This is a genomic window from Exiguobacterium sp. s140, from assembly GCF_018617035.1.
In the GTDB taxonomy this organism is placed as follows: Bacteria; Bacillota; Bacilli; order Exiguobacteriales; family Exiguobacteriaceae; genus Exiguobacterium; species Exiguobacterium profundum.
Genome location: NZ_JACSJK010000001.1, coordinates 122,348 through 138,539 on the forward strand (window position 1 = coordinate 122,348; position 16,192 = coordinate 138,539).

A 16,192-nucleotide genomic window follows, 5' to 3' on the forward strand; every position below is an offset into this window, starting at 1 on the left:
TGACAGATAAAATGAAAGTGACAGCACCAAAACCGTTCTTCTTCGAGGGCGGAAAACGTGCCGTGTTGATGTTACATGGCTTCACTGGATCGAGCGCGGATGTCCGCATGCTCGGTCGCTTCCTTCAAAAAGAAGGATACACATGTATGGGACCGATCTATCGTGGTCATGCCGTCCCACCGGAAGAGTTACTCCAATATGGACCGAAAGACTGGTGGGAAGACGTCTTGGACGCTTACCAGACGCTCGTCGACAAAGGTCATGAGGAGATTGTCGTCTGCGGACTCTCGTTAGGTGGCGTGATGTCGCTCCGTCTCGCCGAGGAGAAAGACGTCAAGGCGGTCATCCCGATGTGCGCACCGACGGGAATCGATGCCGAGGACCGCTTGTATAAAGGAGTCCAGGCATATGCCCGAGAATATAAGGGTAGAGAAGAAAAGTCGCCGGAACAGATCGAGCAGGAGATGGCAGAGTTCAAACCGATGCCAACCTTGAAAGACCTCCGTGCCTTCGTCCGCGACACGGCGTCGAAGCTCGAGGACATCTTCGTCCCGACACTCGTCGTCCAAGGCGCCAAAGACAACATGATCGACCCGGAATCGGCGAATCAAATTTACGAGGCGGTCAACACGTTCCAAAAAGAGTTGCTCATCTATGAGAACTCGGGACACGTGATCACACTCGACAAAGAAAAAGAGAAACTGCACCAGGACGTGCTCGATTTTCTCGAAACGTTAGACTGGTCAGTCTAAGAAGGAGGTGTCACGTTGAATTTACGTGACCAATTATTAGAGATTCTACAGGCGAGCGAGAAACCGCTCTCTGTCGATCAACTGACCGAGCGATTACAGCTCGCGTCGACGGATGACTTCAAAGAGCTCATCCGCACATTGAATGCCCTCGAGGAAGAGGGCGCCATCGGCCGGACGCGGACGAACCGTTACGGGACGCTCGCCACGCTCGGACAAGTTGCGGGAATCATCTCGATTCACCAGCGCGGCTTCGGCTTCTTGTCGGTCGAAGGGGAAGCGGAAGACGTGTTCTTGCCGCCCGACCAACTGAAGGACGTCTACCATGGCGATACGATCCTCGTCAAAAAACGCGAGGACAACCGTGGCAAAACGGAAGGGATTTTATTGAAAGTACTGAAGCGCGGACTCTCTGAGTTCGTCGGGACGTATACGCTCCCGAGCGGTCGACTCGACCAGTTCGCCTTCATCGAGCCGGATGACAAACGCATCAACTTCTGGCCAGTCGTCAACCCGGACAAATCACTCGGTGCCGTCGACGGACATAAAGTCGTCGTGCGCATCACGAAGTATCCGGACGGACGCTTCGCAGGTGCCTGTGACGTCGTCCGCATCATCGGGCATAAGAACGACCCAGGCGTCGACATCTTGTCGATCGTCTATAAGCACGGCATTCCGACAGAGTTCCCGGAGGACGTGATCGCTCAGGCGAACGCCGTACCGGACGAGGCGGACGAGAAAGACTTCATCGGTCGCGTCGACCTTCGTGACGAGACGATCTTCACGATTGACGGCGAAGATGCGAAAGACTTGGACGATGCCGTCCACGTCAAAAAACTCGATAACGGCAACTACGAGCTCGGTGTCCATATCGCCGACGTCTCACATTACGTGAAAGAGGGCTCACCACTAGACGTCGAGGCGTTCGAACGTGGGACGAGTGTGTATCTCGTCGACCGCGTCATTCCGATGCTGCCGCACCGACTCTCGAACGGGATCTGTTCCCTCAACCCGCACGTCAACCGCTTGACGCTCAGCTGCGTCATGGAGATCTCCCCACAAAACGGGAAAGTCGTTCGCCATGATCTGTTCCCGAGTGTCATCAAGACGACGGAGAGAATGACGTATACGAACGTCCGTGAGATCATCGAACGTGATGACGAAGAAACGTTGAAAAAGTACGAACCGTTCATCGGTGAGTTCGACCTCATGGCTGAGCTCGCGGAAGTCCTTCGGAAACGTCGTAACTCGCGCGGTGCCATCAACTTCGATTTCGCTGAGGCGAAGGTTGTCGTCAACGAGGAAGGGAAGCCGGCAGATATCGTGCTTCGTCCACGTTCGGTCGCCGAGAAGTTGATCGAGGAGTTCATGCTCGCAGCCAACGAGACGGTTGCGGAACACTTCCACAAGATGGACGTGCCGTTCATCTATCGTGTCCACGACAATCCGAAACCGGACAAGCTCGACTTCTTCTTCGACTTTGTCGCAAACTTTGGCGTGCATATTGAACGCATCAAAGGGCAGACGGTCGAACCGAAGACGCTTCAAAAGATTTTGAAGGCGATCGACGGGGAACCGGAAGAGCCGGTCATCAGCACGATCATGCTTCGTTCGATGCAACAGGCGAAATATGATGACGTCTCGCTCGGTCACTTCGGACTTGCGACAGACTTCTATACGCACTTCACGTCACCGATCCGTCGTTATCCGGACTTGATCGTCCACCGTCTCATGCGCACGTACGTCTTCAACAACGATTTGTCGGAGAAGACGATTGCGAAGTACGAGGACCGTCTCGGGGCGATTGCCGAACAGGCATCGAAACGGGAACGTCGCTCGGTCGACGCAGAGCGCGAGACACAGGCGCTGAAGAAAGCCGAATACATGGAAGCCCATCTCGGTGAAGAGTTCGATGGTGTCGTCGCCGGCGTCACGAACTTCGGGATGTTCATCGAGCTTCCAAATACAATCGAAGGGCTCGTTCGTCTCCAGTCGATGGATGACTACTACCACTTCGACGAATCACAGCTCATGTTGCTCGGCGAGCGGACGAAACGTCAATTCCGCATCGGGGACGCCGTCCGTGTCAAAGTCGACGCCGTCAACTTAGACGAGCGGACGATCGACTTCACGGTCGTCGGCATGCCGAAACGGGAACCGTCAAGCCGTCGCCAACCGACGACGATCAAAGCGAAAGGCGGTCGTCCGAAGAAGGACGAGAAAGACCGTCGTGGCGGTCGCGGTCGGGACGACAAGAAGAAGCGCGGCAAACCAGGACGACCTGGCAAGCCGGGCAAACCAGGTGAGAAACCGAAACGAGACGGGGAGAAGTCTTCCCAAGGTCGTTCGGCACTCGACCTGAAGAAGAAAGACAAGCACAAACGAAAAGGCGACGCCAAACGAGGTGCGAAGAAACGTCGCTGACGGGGAAGGGCTCATCCCTTCCTCCGTATCTTGTAGATAAAGGACTGAATGTGTATGGCCAAGAAGAAAGATTCGAACGCACTCGCCCAAAACCGCAAGGCGTCCTTCGATTACGCGATCGAAGATACGATTGAGGCGGGCATGGTGCTCACAGGGACGGAGATCAAATCGGTCCGTCAATCGAAGATCAACATCGCGGATGCGTACGTCCGGTTCGACGGGGGCGAGGCGACGCTTCACAACTGTCATATCAGCCCGTTCGAACAGGGGAACCGCTTCAACCATGACCCACTCCGCGTCCGAAAGCTATTGTTGCATAAGAAGCAGATCAATCAGCTCATCGGGGCGTCAGGGCGTGATGGCTACACGATTATCCCGCTCAAGGTGTATATCAAAAACGGGTTCGCCAAGTGCCTGCTCGGCGTCGGAAAAGGGAAGAAGAAGTACGACAAACGTGAGGACTTGAAGAAGAAAGACGCGAAGCGTGACGTCGACCGTGCGATGCGCGATCGGCAAAAATACTGACAACGGATCCTAATTGTGGTATATTAAACAGAGTACCAATTACCACCTCGGGGACGTTATGGATTCGACGGGGGTAGGTCGGTCGTATGTGGCGTGTCGAGGGGTCGGCCTCGTTAAAACGCAAACGCCTATAACTGGCAAAACTAACACACAACTCGCAGCAGCCTAAGTGCCCTGCGGATCCTGACATCCATCGCTTGTGTGGATGACTTTCAGGGTCTCAAACTAAGCAAGCTACGCTTCAACCTCGCCGTCTGAGGGCGCGAAGAAGAGATGAAACAGACTGGATGCGACAACGCCTGTTTATCGGCAGTGTCACATCGAGATTCAATAGATAAACTACACACGTAGAAGCATACGTTACGATGCCTTCGGACGCGGGTTCGACTCCCGCCGTCTCCATTTTGAAGTAGTCTGTAACGACTGCAATCAATGATTTTCATGAAGACCTTCTAATTTCATTGAGATTAGAGGGTCTTTGCTTTTGATTGAAGCCATGAAGAAAGGAAGGTGAAACACATGGGAAAATATCAATTAGATAAGAGAAGCAAAGTAGCTGCGGCGAAGTACCAAGACGGCAAAAAGCCGACTGTCTCGAACAAGAAAGAACGATTGAACCAGCTTCGTGAAGCATATTTGCAGAAACAACAAGAGAAGAAGTGATCTGGTGAAGGATTATTGAGTACCTGCTCATTAATCCTTTTCTTTTGGGGAGAGGACACCGGTTATTAGGTTTTTGATGGGAATCAAGGGATTGATCATCTTTTTGTTGAATAGAAACTATGAGTTGTTTTTTGAAAATCGTCAAGTAATTATACATACCAAAGGAGGAGTTCACATGTCTAAAAAATCGACGGAATTGATTGTGAATGGCGTCAAAAAATATGGTCCGACAGTAGGCAAACTTGCATTAAAACATAACAAAGAAATCATGGGGGCTTTAGGATCAATCAATTTAAAGAAACGACCGAAGAACCCTGATGACTCGGAGCAAAGCCCTAAAAAAGTCAAGAACAAGCATCCGCGAAAGCAACGGTATCAGTACTATTTAACCGAAGTGACACCTACGCTAGACACTCGAAATCGAGATGAGTTGTTCCAATATAGATTAGAAGTGGAGCAATGCATTCAACAAATCAAAATGGAACAAGCACAAGACATCGTCATCAAAAAACAAATTCATGAGGGGCGAATCAAAGAGTGGGAATCCATTCTCTCTCTCATCGTGAGTCAAATGACCATCAAGGACTATATGGAATTTTTAAGACTCTTTAACAATCCAGAGTATTAAAGTGATTATTTCGCGGGCTTTGAAGGGGATGTGGAGAAGTTCAAAAAATTGAATACGGTCGAACAGTATGATGCGCTCGTTCAGTATGTTCATGAAAAGACAATGATTGATATCGAACAAATCAAAAGAGAGTTTTCTGCTCCTGTTTGATGTGTGAGATCCACTTCTTTTCTGCATTCGTTATAATCAATAGTGTAATGGATGGAGGTGGAGTCGTTGGGATGGGATTTAAGTGTCGCTGAGGCGAAAGATGTGTATTTAACCGAATCAGACCTATGGCGCTTTACACAACAATTTCTGATGAACGCTTCTCATACGACGACGTACAAACACGTATTGATGAAGGTGTTACTGGAATGTACGACAGAATTGAATGAATCAGGTGTCGTGTCATTTCATCAGATTGCCAAACATGTGACGAAAATCTATTGGAATCTCATCGTCAAGCATGGGCTGACACAGATGAATCAACTAGGGAAGCAGAGCGCTGTTGAAAACGTGATGGTCTCCTTTCAGAAAGAACACAACATTCCGTCAGATTGGAACTTTGACCGTTTACCAGAGCATCAACAAAATCAATTGATTCGGAACGTGAATCAGTTTTATAAAAAATACGTATACGGTTCTTTCTATCGCTCTTTTAACGAAACGATTTACTCTTTCAATCGAAAAGAAGAATGGATTCAACTCGTTCCAGCGTATGTCGTTTTCTTTGAAAAATATAAGCGTGTTCTCATGAACGTGACAAACTATCAGTTAGCCATCTTTTTAGAAAAATACAATTCCCAAGATGCGATGGAACGAATCTTGAGCAAGCTGGAGTTTGTGTCTGCCCGTCAGTCGCTTGAGGAGTTTAAACAAATTTTATTAAGTCACGGGCACTCAATGTGCTTCTATTGCCTAAAGCCTGTAAAACAAATTCACGTGGATCATTTCATTCCTTGGTCTTATATGCAAAATGATGTCTTATGGAATTTTGTGCTGTCATGCCCGACATGTAATACGAGTAAAAATAATCGATTAGCGAATATCGATTATCTCTACAATTTGGTAGAACGAAATCATGAACTGCGTACGGCAGAATACATGTCTACATACAAAGAATCGAAACTCATTCATTTGTATCACTATGCCGTTCAAAATGGATTTGAAAACAATTGGGCTCCGAAGACATGAAAAGAGTCGAACCTAATTAAACAGGTTCGACTTTTGTTTTAGTATTCACTATAGTTGAACAGCATAGACATCAGCACATCACTTTTAACTTTCACTTGAATATTTGTATGTTAGTTTCTAATACTCAGTTCTTTAGTTCTTAAAATTGTTATGATACTCATCGAGCTAATCCCGACCCCAAGCAATGCTATAATCGCTGTAAACATACCGTTTGGAATCATAAAACCAATAGGCAACATTCCTAAAAAAGATATAGCGATTACTCCCTGGTATGCAATGTTTAGATATGAAATAATTGGATTTGAAAAGAACGACATGATGAGTGGTGGAATAAATAATACGACAACAATTCCTAGCGACATAAATAATGTCATTTGTATCTCCGGTGTCATTTCACCCAATCGATTGATTTGTAAAGTAATAATAAATAGAGCTAACCCCATCATCAATAGTACCCATAAGATTTTTTTGATCATTTAAAGTCCCCTTCGATTTTTAATTTTAACATTTAAACCCATTATATCCAAAATTAATCTTTATAAGTGCACAAATGCTTCATTACCATAATCCATGGAGAAAAAGAAATAAGTAATGCGTAGGTGAATAAACAGTGTCAAATAATTTAGAAACTTTAATTGTGTCAGGCCGGTTTAAAGAAGTAAAAGACATCTATCAAACTACTGATTTTGAAACATTTAAAAATGATTTATTAACTTTGGCGTATGATAATGAAAATCTGTCGAATTACTCCGTACTCGTCTATCTGTTATTGGACACAGAGGACGATAAATTACATGACTTAGCTTTTCAAGTCCTATCACAGCCCCTTTGCCACATTGAAGGGGCTTATACCTCTTCCTTATACCATGCTCAGAGAGCCGTGGATTTGACTGATGCTGCAGATGTGAAGCGCTTAGAGAACCTGTTATTTCTGAACATCGTCCCAGAAAAGATTGTAAGTGATGAACAAGCAAAGTCCATCGCGGAAAAAATTCTTGTTCTAGATCCAACAAATGAAGTTGCTAAAGACACTTTATATTAAACCTAGAAAATCATTTGTTCGCGTAGACCAATGGTTTTCTTTAGTTCGTGTCACTGAATAAGGGAATAACCAACTAGTCTCATCTAATCCACTTAAGCCATCAATTGTATGAAAGATAATCTGCACACTATTTTCATCTCTACATTTCTCGACTGAATAAATCAAAAGGATATCTTCCTAATTTTGAATAAGTATGCAGAATCTAACCTTAAACCTGGGGGGCGAATGAATGAAAAGGATTTGTGATTGTGAAAATTTGAAAAGAATCACGATAGAGGCGGATGTGGGGGCGGACCCGACATGGTGTGCGACCTGTCGATACAATATAGAATTGAATGAGTTTACGATTTCTGACCAATTGAAGCGTGATTTCTATGAATGGGTTAGTCGATTCGGAGAATGGATTGACTGGGACACGGATGCACTTGCTAAAGGATGGGAAATCAAGGTGGAGCAACATAATCGTGAAGGAGACTTACTTTCGGAGCGTTTGCAAGTAGCGCTTGGTGAAGCATATGAAATTGAATTCACGCCTATAACATACGATAATTTTACAAAATCCTGAACTTCACTAGAAACGGTGATTCCAAAAATTGTATGTTACACTAAGGGAAAACGTTTAGGGGTAAACAGATGACCATTCATTTTGCCAGGATGACGGGACCAGAAATCGCGAATTATGTGACTTGGTTGATTGACGATTATGCAAAAGATGTCGCGCGCAACTATCAACTTCCGATGGTGTTGGCACAAGAGGAATCGACTCAATTGATTCGGGACCTCTTCCCAGACAATCAACCCGGGGAAGGGCAGACGATTGTTCATGTGATGAACGGAGACCCTCGTGTCGGAATTTTGTGGTATGCGTTTCAAGCTGAATCGAAACGCATCTTCATTTATCACATTTTGATTGAAGAGACGTACCGTGGGCAAGGGTATGCGACAGCGGTGTTTGAGATACTTGAAAAAGTGGTCTCAGAAGAACTTGGAGCAACATCCATTGGACTAAGTGTATTCGGTACGAATCCAAACGCACAGCGATTATATAAACGACTCGGATTCCAAGAAGCGTCCATCGCCATGAACAAACAGTTATGAGAGGAGTCGACATGAAACGTTACTTGAAGTGGCTTTTGGTCGGATTTGGCGTGATTGGGGTGGCGGGGTTGGTATTTGCCTTTTATCAGTCGATGCAACCAGATCCCGATGAGGAAGCAAAAGTGATGAAGATGGCTGAATCATATGTACTCGAGCGATTCAAAGATGCTGAAGTGACAGAGGACGTATTATTCGACAACATGGGAAACTTTCCGTTTGAGTATGCGGCGATTGCGGTGGATTCGGTAACGGGAACGGAATTTTATGTTTACGAGAATGAATCGACCGGAGAAATCGTTGATACGTTTCTCTCATCCAAATGGGAAGATGCGGTCACAGAGGTGATTGAAGATTCGATTGATACGGCGTTTGGTGCAGACGTCACCTATGTCGTCCTATATGACGAAGAAAGTATCCGACAACTCGATGTCTCCTCGGCAAATCCAATCGCCTATCAGACAGCCGACGTTTCGCCGACAATCTTATTGACGCTTCATCGGGAGCCGGAAGCCGATGACGAAGAGCGCGTTCGGACGTGGATGTCTGCGTTACAAGAGAACGACATCCTGAAGCGAGCCGAGATTCGTGTTGACTATACCGCTAAAAGCGGAGAACTTCTTGATGATGGTACTGGTTTAGATTTATCGTTTTAACAGTAATCCCACTTTCCAATCGGAAAGTGGGATTTGTTCAGTCAAACACTCGACTGATCCAGCGTTTGAAAAAGGGTTGGCCTGATTGTGTCACGCTATGATTGTCGAGCTCCACCTCTTCGATTGTCTCATTCGGAGACGTCAATTGAATCGTCATCTCGTCACCAAGCCCGGTCGTGACACCGCTCTCAAATTGAAGATTTCTTGTCACATACGCGTTTGCGTATAGAAGTCCACCTTTTTCATCCACTTGTACCTCCTGAATCGTATAGTGGAATTGCTCGACCCAATCTCGTTGACCGAGGAGGAGCCGGACGACGTCATCTTCGTGTGACAGTTTCGTTCGCTCGATATTTTCAAGAGGAGTATGCGCTTCAATCGCTTCTCGCTGCGCTTCTAAGATATCTTTGAAGTGATGCGTCGCAACTTCCGTCGTCCATGCAGCGGAACCTGTCTTCGACTCGGTCGCATAATGGAAAAGAGCAAATCCAATCAAGGCGAATAACGCCGCAACACCTACTCGTTTGAACTGTTTCATTGTCGAGCTCCTTCCATATAAAAGTCACATTGTAATGTAGTGTCATTTCAGACGATTCAACTTGAGATAACAACCACATACTAAAGGATATATTTGGTTAATCATCTTTTTATGTAATATATTCTTAACATTTAGTAAAAAATAGTTTACACTGAACTTGAATACAATAAGGAGGTGATGATGACGTTAAAAAATCAAATATTCCTCAGTCGTGCAAAGAAAGGCTGGACCCAGCAACAATTGGCTGATTCAGTCGGAGTAAGTCGTCAAACGATTATTGCACTTGAGAAAAACAAGTATAACCCGTCGCTCATCCTTGCGTTCAAAATTGCGGCGGTACTCGATGAAGAACTACCCGCATTATTTACATATGAGGAGGAGTGAAGATGGATCAAGTATTGCTGTATGGAATTCTTGTCTTGATTATTGGTGTGATTGTCTCAGAACTTTATAAGGCGAACTTTGAACGAAAAATCGAATCACAAGACGAACGAGGGCGACAGCTCGCCTTAAAAGTCAAATCGATTTCTTATTCGATGTTGTCAATCGGTGTCTATGTTGGTGTCGCCCTCGTCGCAATTTTTCAAGTTTTCGATCAATATTATTTCATCTACTTTGTCATGCTTGTCTTTTTCATACAAAGCATCGGATCGTCAATTTATCTTGCTGTGATTCGCAGGACATGACTTATCGACCGGTGATTTGATTCAACCAATTCGCGACCAAGTCTGCGCTGCCATCTTGGAACATAAATATGGATACCCCGACCATCACAAGCCCGACTAAAATCAATCCACCTTGTTTCGCGCTACTTGCAATCCCTCGCACGATGAGGATCACTCCCAATCCAAGCAAAAGAAAGTACCAAAATCCCATGAATATCCCTCCTTTTTCTAATTATTCTCATTTTAGTATGAATCGGTCGAGCAGGCTCTACATACTTAGACTGATTTATCTTTTTAAAAAGACGGGTACATTACCTCTATGCGAATAATTAGGGGAGTGACCATTATGCGGAAAACGATTGTCATTGCGGGGGCGAGCGGCTATATCGGCTCGAACGTGATGGAGCAGCTGAAGGAAGAGTATGACATCATCGCGTTATCGCGATCGACGAAAAATAAAGAAGATGAGGCCCATATCACGTGGCGTGCCTGTGATTTGTTCTCATACGAAGCGACGAAAAAAGCATGCGAGGGTGCGGACTACGCGATGTTCCTCGTGCACTCGATGATTCCGAACGGCGGCTTGACGCAGGCGACGTTTGAAGACATGGACGCGCTCATTGCGGATAACTTCGCTCGGGCGACGAAGGAGAACGACATTGAGCAGATTGTCTATTTGAGCGGCATCATCCCGAAACAAGAGAAGACGTTGTCGCGTCACTTGAAGAGTCGACTCGAGGTCGAACGCATCCTCGGCGGACAAGGCGTACCGGTAACAACGATTCGGGCTGGACTGATCATCGGTCCGGAAGGTTCGTCGTTCCCGATTTTAGCGAAGCTCGTCAAACGGTTACCGACGATGATTTTGCCACGCTGGACGAAAACGGAAACACACCCGATCGACATCCGGGAAGCCGTTCAGGCGCTCATCTCGGTCGTTGGTGCTGAGTCGCTCTACGACCGTCATATCGACATCGGAGGTCCTGAGGTGATGACGTATCGGAAGATGATCGAGCAGACAGCCGAGGTCATGGACAAGCGTCGCGTCTTGATCGACTTCCCGTTCCCGACAATCAAACTGTCGCGCCTATGGGTCATGGCGGTCACGGGTGAACCGAAGGCGACCGTCTATCCGCTCGTCGAGAGCATGGGACACGCGATGGTCGCAGAAGACACGGTCGAAGGCATCGGACAGGGAGAAATCCCGTTTAAACAGGCTGTCGAACATGCGCTTGAGGAAGAGGAGAAGCAGTCCTCGGGCGGTAAGAAGAAAAAGCAACCGAAGTCGTATACGGTCCGTTCGATTCAGCGGTTCGGTCTGCCGGAAGAAAAGTCGGCGCTTTGGATGGCGGACACGTACTTCGAGTGGCTCGGTCGTTTTATGTATCCGCTCATCCAGACGACAAAAGAAGATGATGATTGGGAGATTGCGCTGCTCGATCCTTCGTTCGTCGCGCTTCATCTATCGCTTGAACAAGAAGCGACGGACGATATGGCATCCTTTGCGATTGACGGGGGCAAGTTCGTCAAATTGAGTGAAGAGGATAAGACGGGGCGTCTCGAGTTCCGGCGATTACCAGAGTCGGATGAAGGACTCGTCGCCATCCATGAGTTCGTACCAGCACTTCCGTGGTGGTTCTATACGAAGACGCAGGCGAAAGCCCATCTCGTCGTCATGTGGTTGTTCGGTCGACACGTGAAGTTGCTGGCGAAAGACGCGGAAGACGGCGATCAAGTCGTAGAGGCTCCGACGAATTGACGTGAGGCGCATCGAAAGGTGCGTCTTTTTACTTTACTTTGATAATGTTAGAAGCTACCGTCGGAATGTCATCTCCATTTTGAACGATGAGATATACGTGTTTTGCTTTAAATGGAGTGTCATACAGGAACCTTACTAAATCTTGTAGAGAGGTATCAAACTCATTGCGAAAAATGGCCGCAAGCTCATACGTCGATACAGAAAACAGTAGAGACGCATGTGTATAATCTTTTTTGGATTTTTTCAGCATGTTCTTTTTTGTTTCTTTAATGTATGCTGCAGCTTGTTCTTTTAGCTGTTCATAACTTTTTAACCTTGGATTCCAGACACCTGTATCATTTAATGCTTCAGCAATTTCCACTTCTCGTATCCCATTTATGTAAGAACTCACTTCGAATTTTTCTTCGATCCCGTTTGGATGCAGTATAACAAAGTCATAATTTTGATCCCCGATGATGATTTTCGCTTTAGCGCCCTTTGGAAAATAAGGTGAGAGAGAAAATACATAGGCTGGTACGAATTCCTCTTGAAACTCTTTGAACTTGCCTATGCGCAACCTCGAAATCTCTAAAGCCATTCGGTCGTCCTTCAGTGCTTGAATCACCTCTTCAAAATAACTTTTCATCTCAGTCGGTGTACGATATTTAGATAAATCTTTTAATATGGCGAACTGTTTTTCCATAGATTATATCTCCTTTGTTACAGCAGGTAATATCAGCTCAATGATTCTAATTTTTATGTGTGTGTGTCTAATGACTATTGTATCATCTCGTTCTTTGTACATTCTGTTAACGTTTTTCTCAATCCGTTTACAAGCCCTCTTTCCAGGCGTACACTAAACTCGTTTTTGAACTGATTGGAAAGAAGGAATGTATGATGCAAGACTCACTCTCCACACGTGAGATGTGGCAAAAGGATATCTCGGCCGGAATTACGGTCGGTGTCGTCGCCATCCCGCTCGCCATGGCATTCGCCATCGCCTCGGGAGTCCCGCCGGTATATGGGCTCTACACGTCCATCTTTGCCGGAATCCTCGTCAGCCTGTTCGGGGGTTCGACATTCCAAATTGCCGGACCGACGGGAGCGTTCATTCCGATCGTCTCAGGTGTCGTCCTCGCATACGGATATGAAGGGTTACTCGTCACGACCGTTCTCGCCGGTGTGTTGTTGCTCCTCATGAGCGTGCTTCGGGTCGGACGGCTCATCCGCTTCATGCCTCGTGCTGTCACCATCGGTTTCACGGCAGGGATTGCCGTCGTTATCTTCGTCGACCAGCTCGATGAGTTGTTTGGAGTCACCTTTGAGAAGGCACCACACTTTCACGAGAACTTGCTTCGCCTCGGTCAGGCGTTGCCTGAAGCGAGTCCTTGGCCGATTGTCATTGCTGGGATCGGGTTTTTGACGCTTTGGCTCGTCCCGAAGCTGCCGTTCCGTTTACCGCTTTTACTCATGGCGATGCTCGTGCCGACGTTCGTCAGTCTCCTCATCCCGGGTGAGGTCGCGACGATCGGAAGTGCATACGGTGGCATCCCGAGCGGACTACCGGAATTCAACTGGCTCGCGATCGACATCAACCTGATCACGACGCTCCTCCCGTCCGCATTCGCCATCGCCTTCCTCGGTGCACTCGAGTCACTTCTTTCGGGAACGGTCGCCGACGGGATGGCGGGGACGAAGATGAAGCCGGACAAGGAACTGTTCGGGCAAGGGCTCGCGAACGTGATCACGCCGTTCTTCGGTGGAATCCCATCGACAGGTGCCATCGCTCGGACGGCGACAAACATTCAAGCGGGAGCGGTCAGTCGACGTGCCGGTGTCATCCATGGGATTACGGTGCTCGTTGCGGTCCTCGTCCTCGCGCCGTTCGCGAGTTATGTACCACTCGCCGCACTCGCTCCGATTTTGATGCGGGTCGCCTGGAACATGTCCGAACGCCATCACGTGATGGCGATGTTGCGTCATCGTTCATCCGAGTCGCTTGTCTTACTCGTCACGTTACTATTGACGGTATTCGTCGACTTGGTCGTCGCCGTCGAGGTCGGCGTCATCTGTGCGCTCGCGCTCTTCGCGAAACGAATGGCTGATACGATTGATGTGCGCGAACGGACAGAACGGTACGTCACGCGAGACGGCCAAATCGTCTTCAGTGTCGAAGGTCCGCTCTTCTTCGGTGCGGTCGAATTGTTCGAGCACGTCCTCCATCACATCCATCGGGAACCGAACGTGTTCATCTTCAACTTTCACCGCTGTCCGGTCATCGATGTGACCGCGGTCGAAGAGTTGCGGCGTGTCATCACCGAACTGAAAGCGGCCGACCGGCATGTCATCTTCGCGCATCTGTCGCCGTCGGTTCGCGCGACGCTTGCTCACTATGGGCTACTCGACGGGATCGAGACGTTCGAGACGACCCAAGAAGCGATCGAGGCGTCTTAACGAACGGACAAGATGTCGCCGAACGGGACGCGGCGCACCTCGCCATCGAACAGCTCGACCTCGCGCTCGGCATAATAGATGGCGTGGACGTAGCCGCGCATGCTTGTCGTCAAGCCGTCTACGAACAAGGTCACCTCGACTTGGTCGCCTTCACGGATGGCCCGTTCGAGCTCGGTCTGCCAAAGATAGAGGAGCTGTTCGTCCAAGTCGGGCAGTTCAATCTTTTGGATTTGGGCATAATAACGTTTCAGTAGGGCGACGTGCTCGGGCATGAGAAATGGGATCCATTTCAACTCACCCCGGTCACGATAGCGGGTCTTGCTCATGAGGAATCGCCTCCTTGTTTATGTCCGCCGATTAGACGTTGGCGCGTCCGGAGCGGACTGTCTTTTAGTAGGCTCGACGCCGGTCGGATCGTGCCGCGACCGAACCGGACGTTCAGGCCGTCAATCAAATCGAGGAAGTCGAGCCGTTTCGCTTTCGCCCATTCGTCTTCGAAGAACGATAACTGGACGTGGTCGCTCCGTGGCTCGAGCTTGCCGAGAGCGACCGAGACGTAACGGACGGCCTCCGTCTCTTCCCAGCCGTCTAAAAATAGCTGCAATAAGATCGGGAGAAACTCTTGCTCATCCGCTGTGAAGCGGGGGAGCTTCTTTTGTTTACTGAAGCCAGCCCGGTCGCTCGTCCGCGTATAGCGCACCCCGAGATGGATCGTCCCTCCGACGAGTCCCGCTTGCCTGGTTCGCATGCCGACTTCGACCGCGATCGCTTGTAAGACGAGCCGGATTGCGGAATACGTCGTGTAATCTTTCATGAGAGTGATACCGTGTCCGATCGACTTCGGTCGCGTCCGTTTCGCACCGAACAAAGAGCTCGCCGGCAGGATGGTCGGCGACTCGTCGATGCCCCAAGCATGATGCCAAAGTTCTGCACCGATGACACCGAACTTTTCATGAAGGGATTCGAGCGGATAACGGGCCAAATCCCCGATCGTCCAGATGCCGAGCCGCTGCAGGTGGACCGCCATTTTCGTGCCGACACCCCACATCTTCTCGATCGGCGCCGGATGGATGAGCCGTTCGACGTCTTGGAGAAGACACGTGGCGACCCCTTTCTTTTTCGCATGCAAATCGAGGACGAGCTTGGCGAGGACGTTGTTCGGTCCGATGCCGATGGTGACGGGAATGCCCGTATAGCGAAAAATCGTCGCACGCATGAGGTGGGCGACGTGCTCGTCACTTCCGAACAGTCGCTCCGTCCCCGTCATGTCGACGAGCGTCTCATCGATCGAATAGACGCGAATCGCCTCGGGCGGGGCGAACTGATGGAGGATGTGGATGATTTGGATGGAGACGTTCAAATAGTGACTCATCCGCGCCTCGGCATACAAAACGTCCCGTCGTTCGTGCCACGGGAGGCGGTCGATGTGGAAACGACGTGACCCGGTCTTGATGCCGAGCTGCTTCATCTTCGGGGTCGCAGCGAGGACGAGTGCCCCGCTGTCCTGCAGGTTCGAGAGGACGACGAGCTTCGTCTGATAAGGATTTTTGTTGCGCGCGGCACACTCGCAACTGGCATAGAACGAGACGCTGTCGATACAAAAGATTCGTCTGCGCATCGTCACCACTCCTTTTTTACGAACAAATGTTCTGTTTTTTTCATCGTAACACGGTCTCACGTCATCTCAAATAGTGAATTGAAAATATTTTTACAAATACTTTTTGAAAATTAACCAAAATTTATAGGTTTTCACGTGTCTAAAAACCAACTTTTAGGAAGTTTTCGTAAAAAAGTCTCCGAATTGGTTCGATTTTCGTTATAATAGACGAGTATGTAAGT

General features: G+C 48.3%; 20 protein-coding genes and 1 other RNA gene. 15 read left to right on the plus strand and 6 right to left on the minus strand.

From position 1 onward, the window contains the following. Window positions 1-11 precede the first annotated feature (11 nt). From KNO61_RS00700 to KNO61_RS00730, 7 genes are all read left to right on the plus strand, one after another. A complete protein-coding gene (locus KNO61_RS00700; RefSeq protein WP_031422876.1) occupies window positions 12-752 on the plus strand; it encodes an alpha/beta hydrolase in 741 nt (246 codons plus the stop codon). A gap of 15 nt (window positions 753-767) precedes the next feature. Beyond that, window positions 768-3,173 carry a ribonuclease R gene (rnr, locus tag KNO61_RS00705; RefSeq protein ID WP_214734742.1) on the plus strand — a complete coding sequence of 802 codons (2,406 nt, stop codon included), beginning with the start codon at window positions 768-770 and terminating at the stop codon, window positions 3,171-3,173. A 54-nt stretch (window positions 3,174-3,227) separates the two neighbouring features. Further along, the gene (gene smpB / locus KNO61_RS00710) at window positions 3,228-3,698 is read left to right on the plus strand and encodes an SsrA-binding protein SmpB (RefSeq protein WP_012726899.1); all 471 of its coding nucleotides are present in this window, start codon (window positions 3,228-3,230) and stop codon (window positions 3,696-3,698) included. Window positions 3,699-3,747: 49 nt separating this feature from the next. Further along, window positions 3,748-4,103, plus strand: a transfer-messenger RNA (tmRNA) gene (ssrA, locus tag KNO61_RS00715). A gap of 114 nt (window positions 4,104-4,217) precedes the next feature. Further along, window positions 4,218-4,361: a hypothetical protein gene (locus KNO61_RS00720; RefSeq protein WP_047795092.1), complete on the plus strand. Its 144-nt coding sequence runs from the start codon at window positions 4,218-4,220 to the stop codon at window positions 4,359-4,361. 175 nt (window positions 4,362-4,536) lie between these two features. Beyond that, window positions 4,537-4,989, plus strand: a complete 453-nt coding sequence (locus tag KNO61_RS00725; protein ID WP_214872489.1) for a hypothetical protein — start codon at window positions 4,537-4,539, stop codon at window positions 4,987-4,989. A gap of 216 nt (window positions 4,990-5,205) precedes the next feature. Continuing rightward, complete coding sequence (locus KNO61_RS00730; protein WP_168169852.1) at window positions 5,206-6,165, plus strand: HNH endonuclease signature motif containing protein; 960 nt, start codon at window positions 5,206-5,208, stop codon at window positions 6,163-6,165. A 110-nt stretch (window positions 6,166-6,275) separates the two neighbouring features. On the opposite strand, the gene KNO61_RS00735 is transcribed toward KNO61_RS00730, so the two are convergent. Further along, complete coding sequence (locus tag KNO61_RS00735; RefSeq protein ID WP_078147295.1) at window positions 6,276-6,641, minus strand: hypothetical protein; 366 nt, start codon at window positions 6,639-6,641, stop codon at window positions 6,276-6,278. A gap of 134 nt (window positions 6,642-6,775) precedes the next feature. Between KNO61_RS00735 and KNO61_RS00740 the strand changes: the two genes are divergently transcribed. The 4 genes from KNO61_RS00740 to KNO61_RS00755 all read left to right on the plus strand — a co-directional run bounded on the left by KNO61_RS00740 (window position 6,776) and on the right by KNO61_RS00755 (window position 8,958). Next, a complete protein-coding gene (locus tag KNO61_RS00740; RefSeq protein WP_078147294.1) occupies window positions 6,776-7,207 on the plus strand; it encodes a hypothetical protein in 432 nt (143 codons plus the stop codon). A gap of 229 nt (window positions 7,208-7,436) precedes the next feature. Beyond that, window positions 7,437-7,772: a hypothetical protein gene (locus tag KNO61_RS00745; RefSeq protein ID WP_214683882.1), complete on the plus strand. Its 336-nt coding sequence runs from the start codon at window positions 7,437-7,439 to the stop codon at window positions 7,770-7,772. Window positions 7,773-7,840: 68 nt separating this feature from the next. Next, the gene (locus tag KNO61_RS00750; RefSeq protein WP_214872490.1) at window positions 7,841-8,305 is read left to right on the plus strand and encodes a GNAT family N-acetyltransferase; all 465 of its coding nucleotides are present in this window, start codon (window positions 7,841-7,843) and stop codon (window positions 8,303-8,305) included. Window positions 8,306-8,316: 11 nt separating this feature from the next. Beyond that, a complete protein-coding gene (locus KNO61_RS00755) occupies window positions 8,317-8,958 on the plus strand; it encodes a hypothetical protein (protein ID WP_214872491.1) in 642 nt (213 codons plus the stop codon). 37 nt (window positions 8,959-8,995) lie between these two features. Here the strand turns inward: KNO61_RS00755 and KNO61_RS00760 are convergent, their stop codons facing one another. Continuing rightward, window positions 8,996-9,496 (minus strand): hypothetical protein, encoded by a 501-nt coding sequence (locus KNO61_RS00760; protein ID WP_214872492.1) that lies wholly within the window; start codon window positions 9,494-9,496, stop codon window positions 8,996-8,998. Window positions 9,497-9,673: 177 nt separating this feature from the next. Between KNO61_RS00760 and KNO61_RS00765 the strand changes: the two genes are divergently transcribed. Both KNO61_RS00765 and KNO61_RS00770 read left to right on the plus strand, forming a co-directional pair. Then, complete coding sequence (locus KNO61_RS00765; protein ID WP_214872493.1) at window positions 9,674-9,880, plus strand: helix-turn-helix transcriptional regulator; 207 nt, start codon at window positions 9,674-9,676, stop codon at window positions 9,878-9,880. Window positions 9,881-9,882: 2 nt separating this feature from the next. After that, a complete protein-coding gene (locus KNO61_RS00770; protein WP_214872494.1) occupies window positions 9,883-10,182 on the plus strand; it encodes a hypothetical protein in 300 nt (99 codons plus the stop codon). A gap of 1 nt (window position 10,183) precedes the next feature. Here KNO61_RS00770 and KNO61_RS00775 read toward each other — a convergent pair whose 3' ends face one another. Beyond that, complete coding sequence (locus tag KNO61_RS00775; protein ID WP_031422898.1) at window positions 10,184-10,372, minus strand: hypothetical protein; 189 nt, start codon at window positions 10,370-10,372, stop codon at window positions 10,184-10,186. A gap of 135 nt (window positions 10,373-10,507) precedes the next feature. Here KNO61_RS00775 and KNO61_RS00780 point away from each other — a divergent pair, with 135 nt between their 5' ends. Beyond that, window positions 10,508-11,920: an NAD(P)H-binding protein gene (locus KNO61_RS00780; RefSeq protein ID WP_214872496.1), complete on the plus strand. Its 1,413-nt coding sequence runs from the start codon at window positions 10,508-10,510 to the stop codon at window positions 11,918-11,920. 28 nt (window positions 11,921-11,948) lie between these two features. On the opposite strand, the gene KNO61_RS00785 is transcribed toward KNO61_RS00780, so the two are convergent. Beyond that, window positions 11,949-12,602 carry a hypothetical protein gene (locus KNO61_RS00785; protein ID WP_214872498.1) on the minus strand — a complete coding sequence of 218 codons (654 nt, stop codon included), beginning with the start codon at window positions 12,600-12,602 and terminating at the stop codon, window positions 11,949-11,951. 194 nt (window positions 12,603-12,796) lie between these two features. Between KNO61_RS00785 and KNO61_RS00790 the strand changes: the two genes are divergently transcribed. Continuing rightward, a complete protein-coding gene (locus KNO61_RS00790; RefSeq protein ID WP_251030762.1) occupies window positions 12,797-14,353 on the plus strand; it encodes a SulP family inorganic anion transporter in 1,557 nt (518 codons plus the stop codon). On the opposite strand, the gene KNO61_RS00795 is transcribed toward KNO61_RS00790, so the two are convergent. Continuing rightward, the gene (locus KNO61_RS00795; RefSeq protein ID WP_078147286.1) at window positions 14,350-14,679 is read right to left on the minus strand and encodes a YolD-like family protein; all 330 of its coding nucleotides are present in this window, start codon (window positions 14,677-14,679) and stop codon (window positions 14,350-14,352) included. The genes KNO61_RS00790 and KNO61_RS00795 overlap by 4 nt on opposite strands. Continuing rightward, window positions 14,676-15,971, minus strand: coding sequence for a Y-family DNA polymerase (locus tag KNO61_RS00800; protein WP_078147285.1), 1,296 nt, complete (start codon window positions 15,969-15,971; stop codon window positions 14,676-14,678). The genes KNO61_RS00795 and KNO61_RS00800 overlap by 4 nt, the downstream gene beginning before the upstream one ends. Window positions 15,972-16,192: the final 221 nt, after the last annotated feature.

Bases quoted from the DNA above. Each gene is read 5' to 3' on its own strand.
- KNO61_RS00790 (WP_251030762.1), top strand. From the start codon at position 12,797: ATGCAAGACTCACTCTCCACACGTGAGATGTGGCAAAAGGATATCTCG.
- KNO61_RS00780 (WP_214872496.1), top strand. From the start codon at position 10,508: ATGCGGAAAACGATTGTCATTGCGGGGGCGAGCGGCTATATCGGCTCG.
- KNO61_RS00785 (WP_214872498.1), bottom strand. From the start codon at position 12,602: ATGGAAAAACAGTTCGCCATATTAAAAGATTTATCTAAATATCGTACA.
- KNO61_RS00745 (WP_214683882.1), top strand. From the start codon at position 7,437: ATGAAAAGGATTTGTGATTGTGAAAATTTGAAAAGAATCACGATAGAG.
- smpB (WP_012726899.1), top strand. From the start codon at position 3,228: ATGGCCAAGAAGAAAGATTCGAACGCACTCGCCCAAAACCGCAAGGCG.
- KNO61_RS00720 (WP_047795092.1), top strand. From the start codon at position 4,218: ATGGGAAAATATCAATTAGATAAGAGAAGCAAAGTAGCTGCGGCGAAG.
- KNO61_RS00735 (WP_078147295.1), bottom strand. From the start codon at position 6,641: ATGATCAAAAAAATCTTATGGGTACTATTGATGATGGGGTTAGCTCTA.
- KNO61_RS00765 (WP_214872493.1), top strand. From the start codon at position 9,674: ATGATGACGTTAAAAAATCAAATATTCCTCAGTCGTGCAAAGAAAGGC.
- KNO61_RS00800 (WP_078147285.1), bottom strand. From the start codon at position 15,971: ATGCGCAGACGAATCTTTTGTATCGACAGCGTCTCGTTCTATGCCAGT.
- KNO61_RS00795 (WP_078147286.1), bottom strand. From the start codon at position 14,679: ATGAGCAAGACCCGCTATCGTGACCGGGGTGAGTTGAAATGGATCCCA.
- KNO61_RS00755 (WP_214872491.1), top strand. From the start codon at position 8,317: ATGAAACGTTACTTGAAGTGGCTTTTGGTCGGATTTGGCGTGATTGGG.
- KNO61_RS00750 (WP_214872490.1), top strand. From the start codon at position 7,841: ATGACCATTCATTTTGCCAGGATGACGGGACCAGAAATCGCGAATTAT.
- KNO61_RS00775 (WP_031422898.1), bottom strand. From the start codon at position 10,372: ATGGGATTTTGGTACTTTCTTTTGCTTGGATTGGGAGTGATCCTCATC.
- KNO61_RS00700 (WP_031422876.1), top strand. From the start codon at position 12: ATGAAAGTGACAGCACCAAAACCGTTCTTCTTCGAGGGCGGAAAACGT.
- KNO61_RS00760 (WP_214872492.1), bottom strand. From the start codon at position 9,496: ATGAAACAGTTCAAACGAGTAGGTGTTGCGGCGTTATTCGCCTTGATT.
- KNO61_RS00725 (WP_214872489.1), top strand. From the start codon at position 4,537: ATGTCTAAAAAATCGACGGAATTGATTGTGAATGGCGTCAAAAAATAT.
- KNO61_RS00770 (WP_214872494.1), top strand. From the start codon at position 9,883: ATGGATCAAGTATTGCTGTATGGAATTCTTGTCTTGATTATTGGTGTG.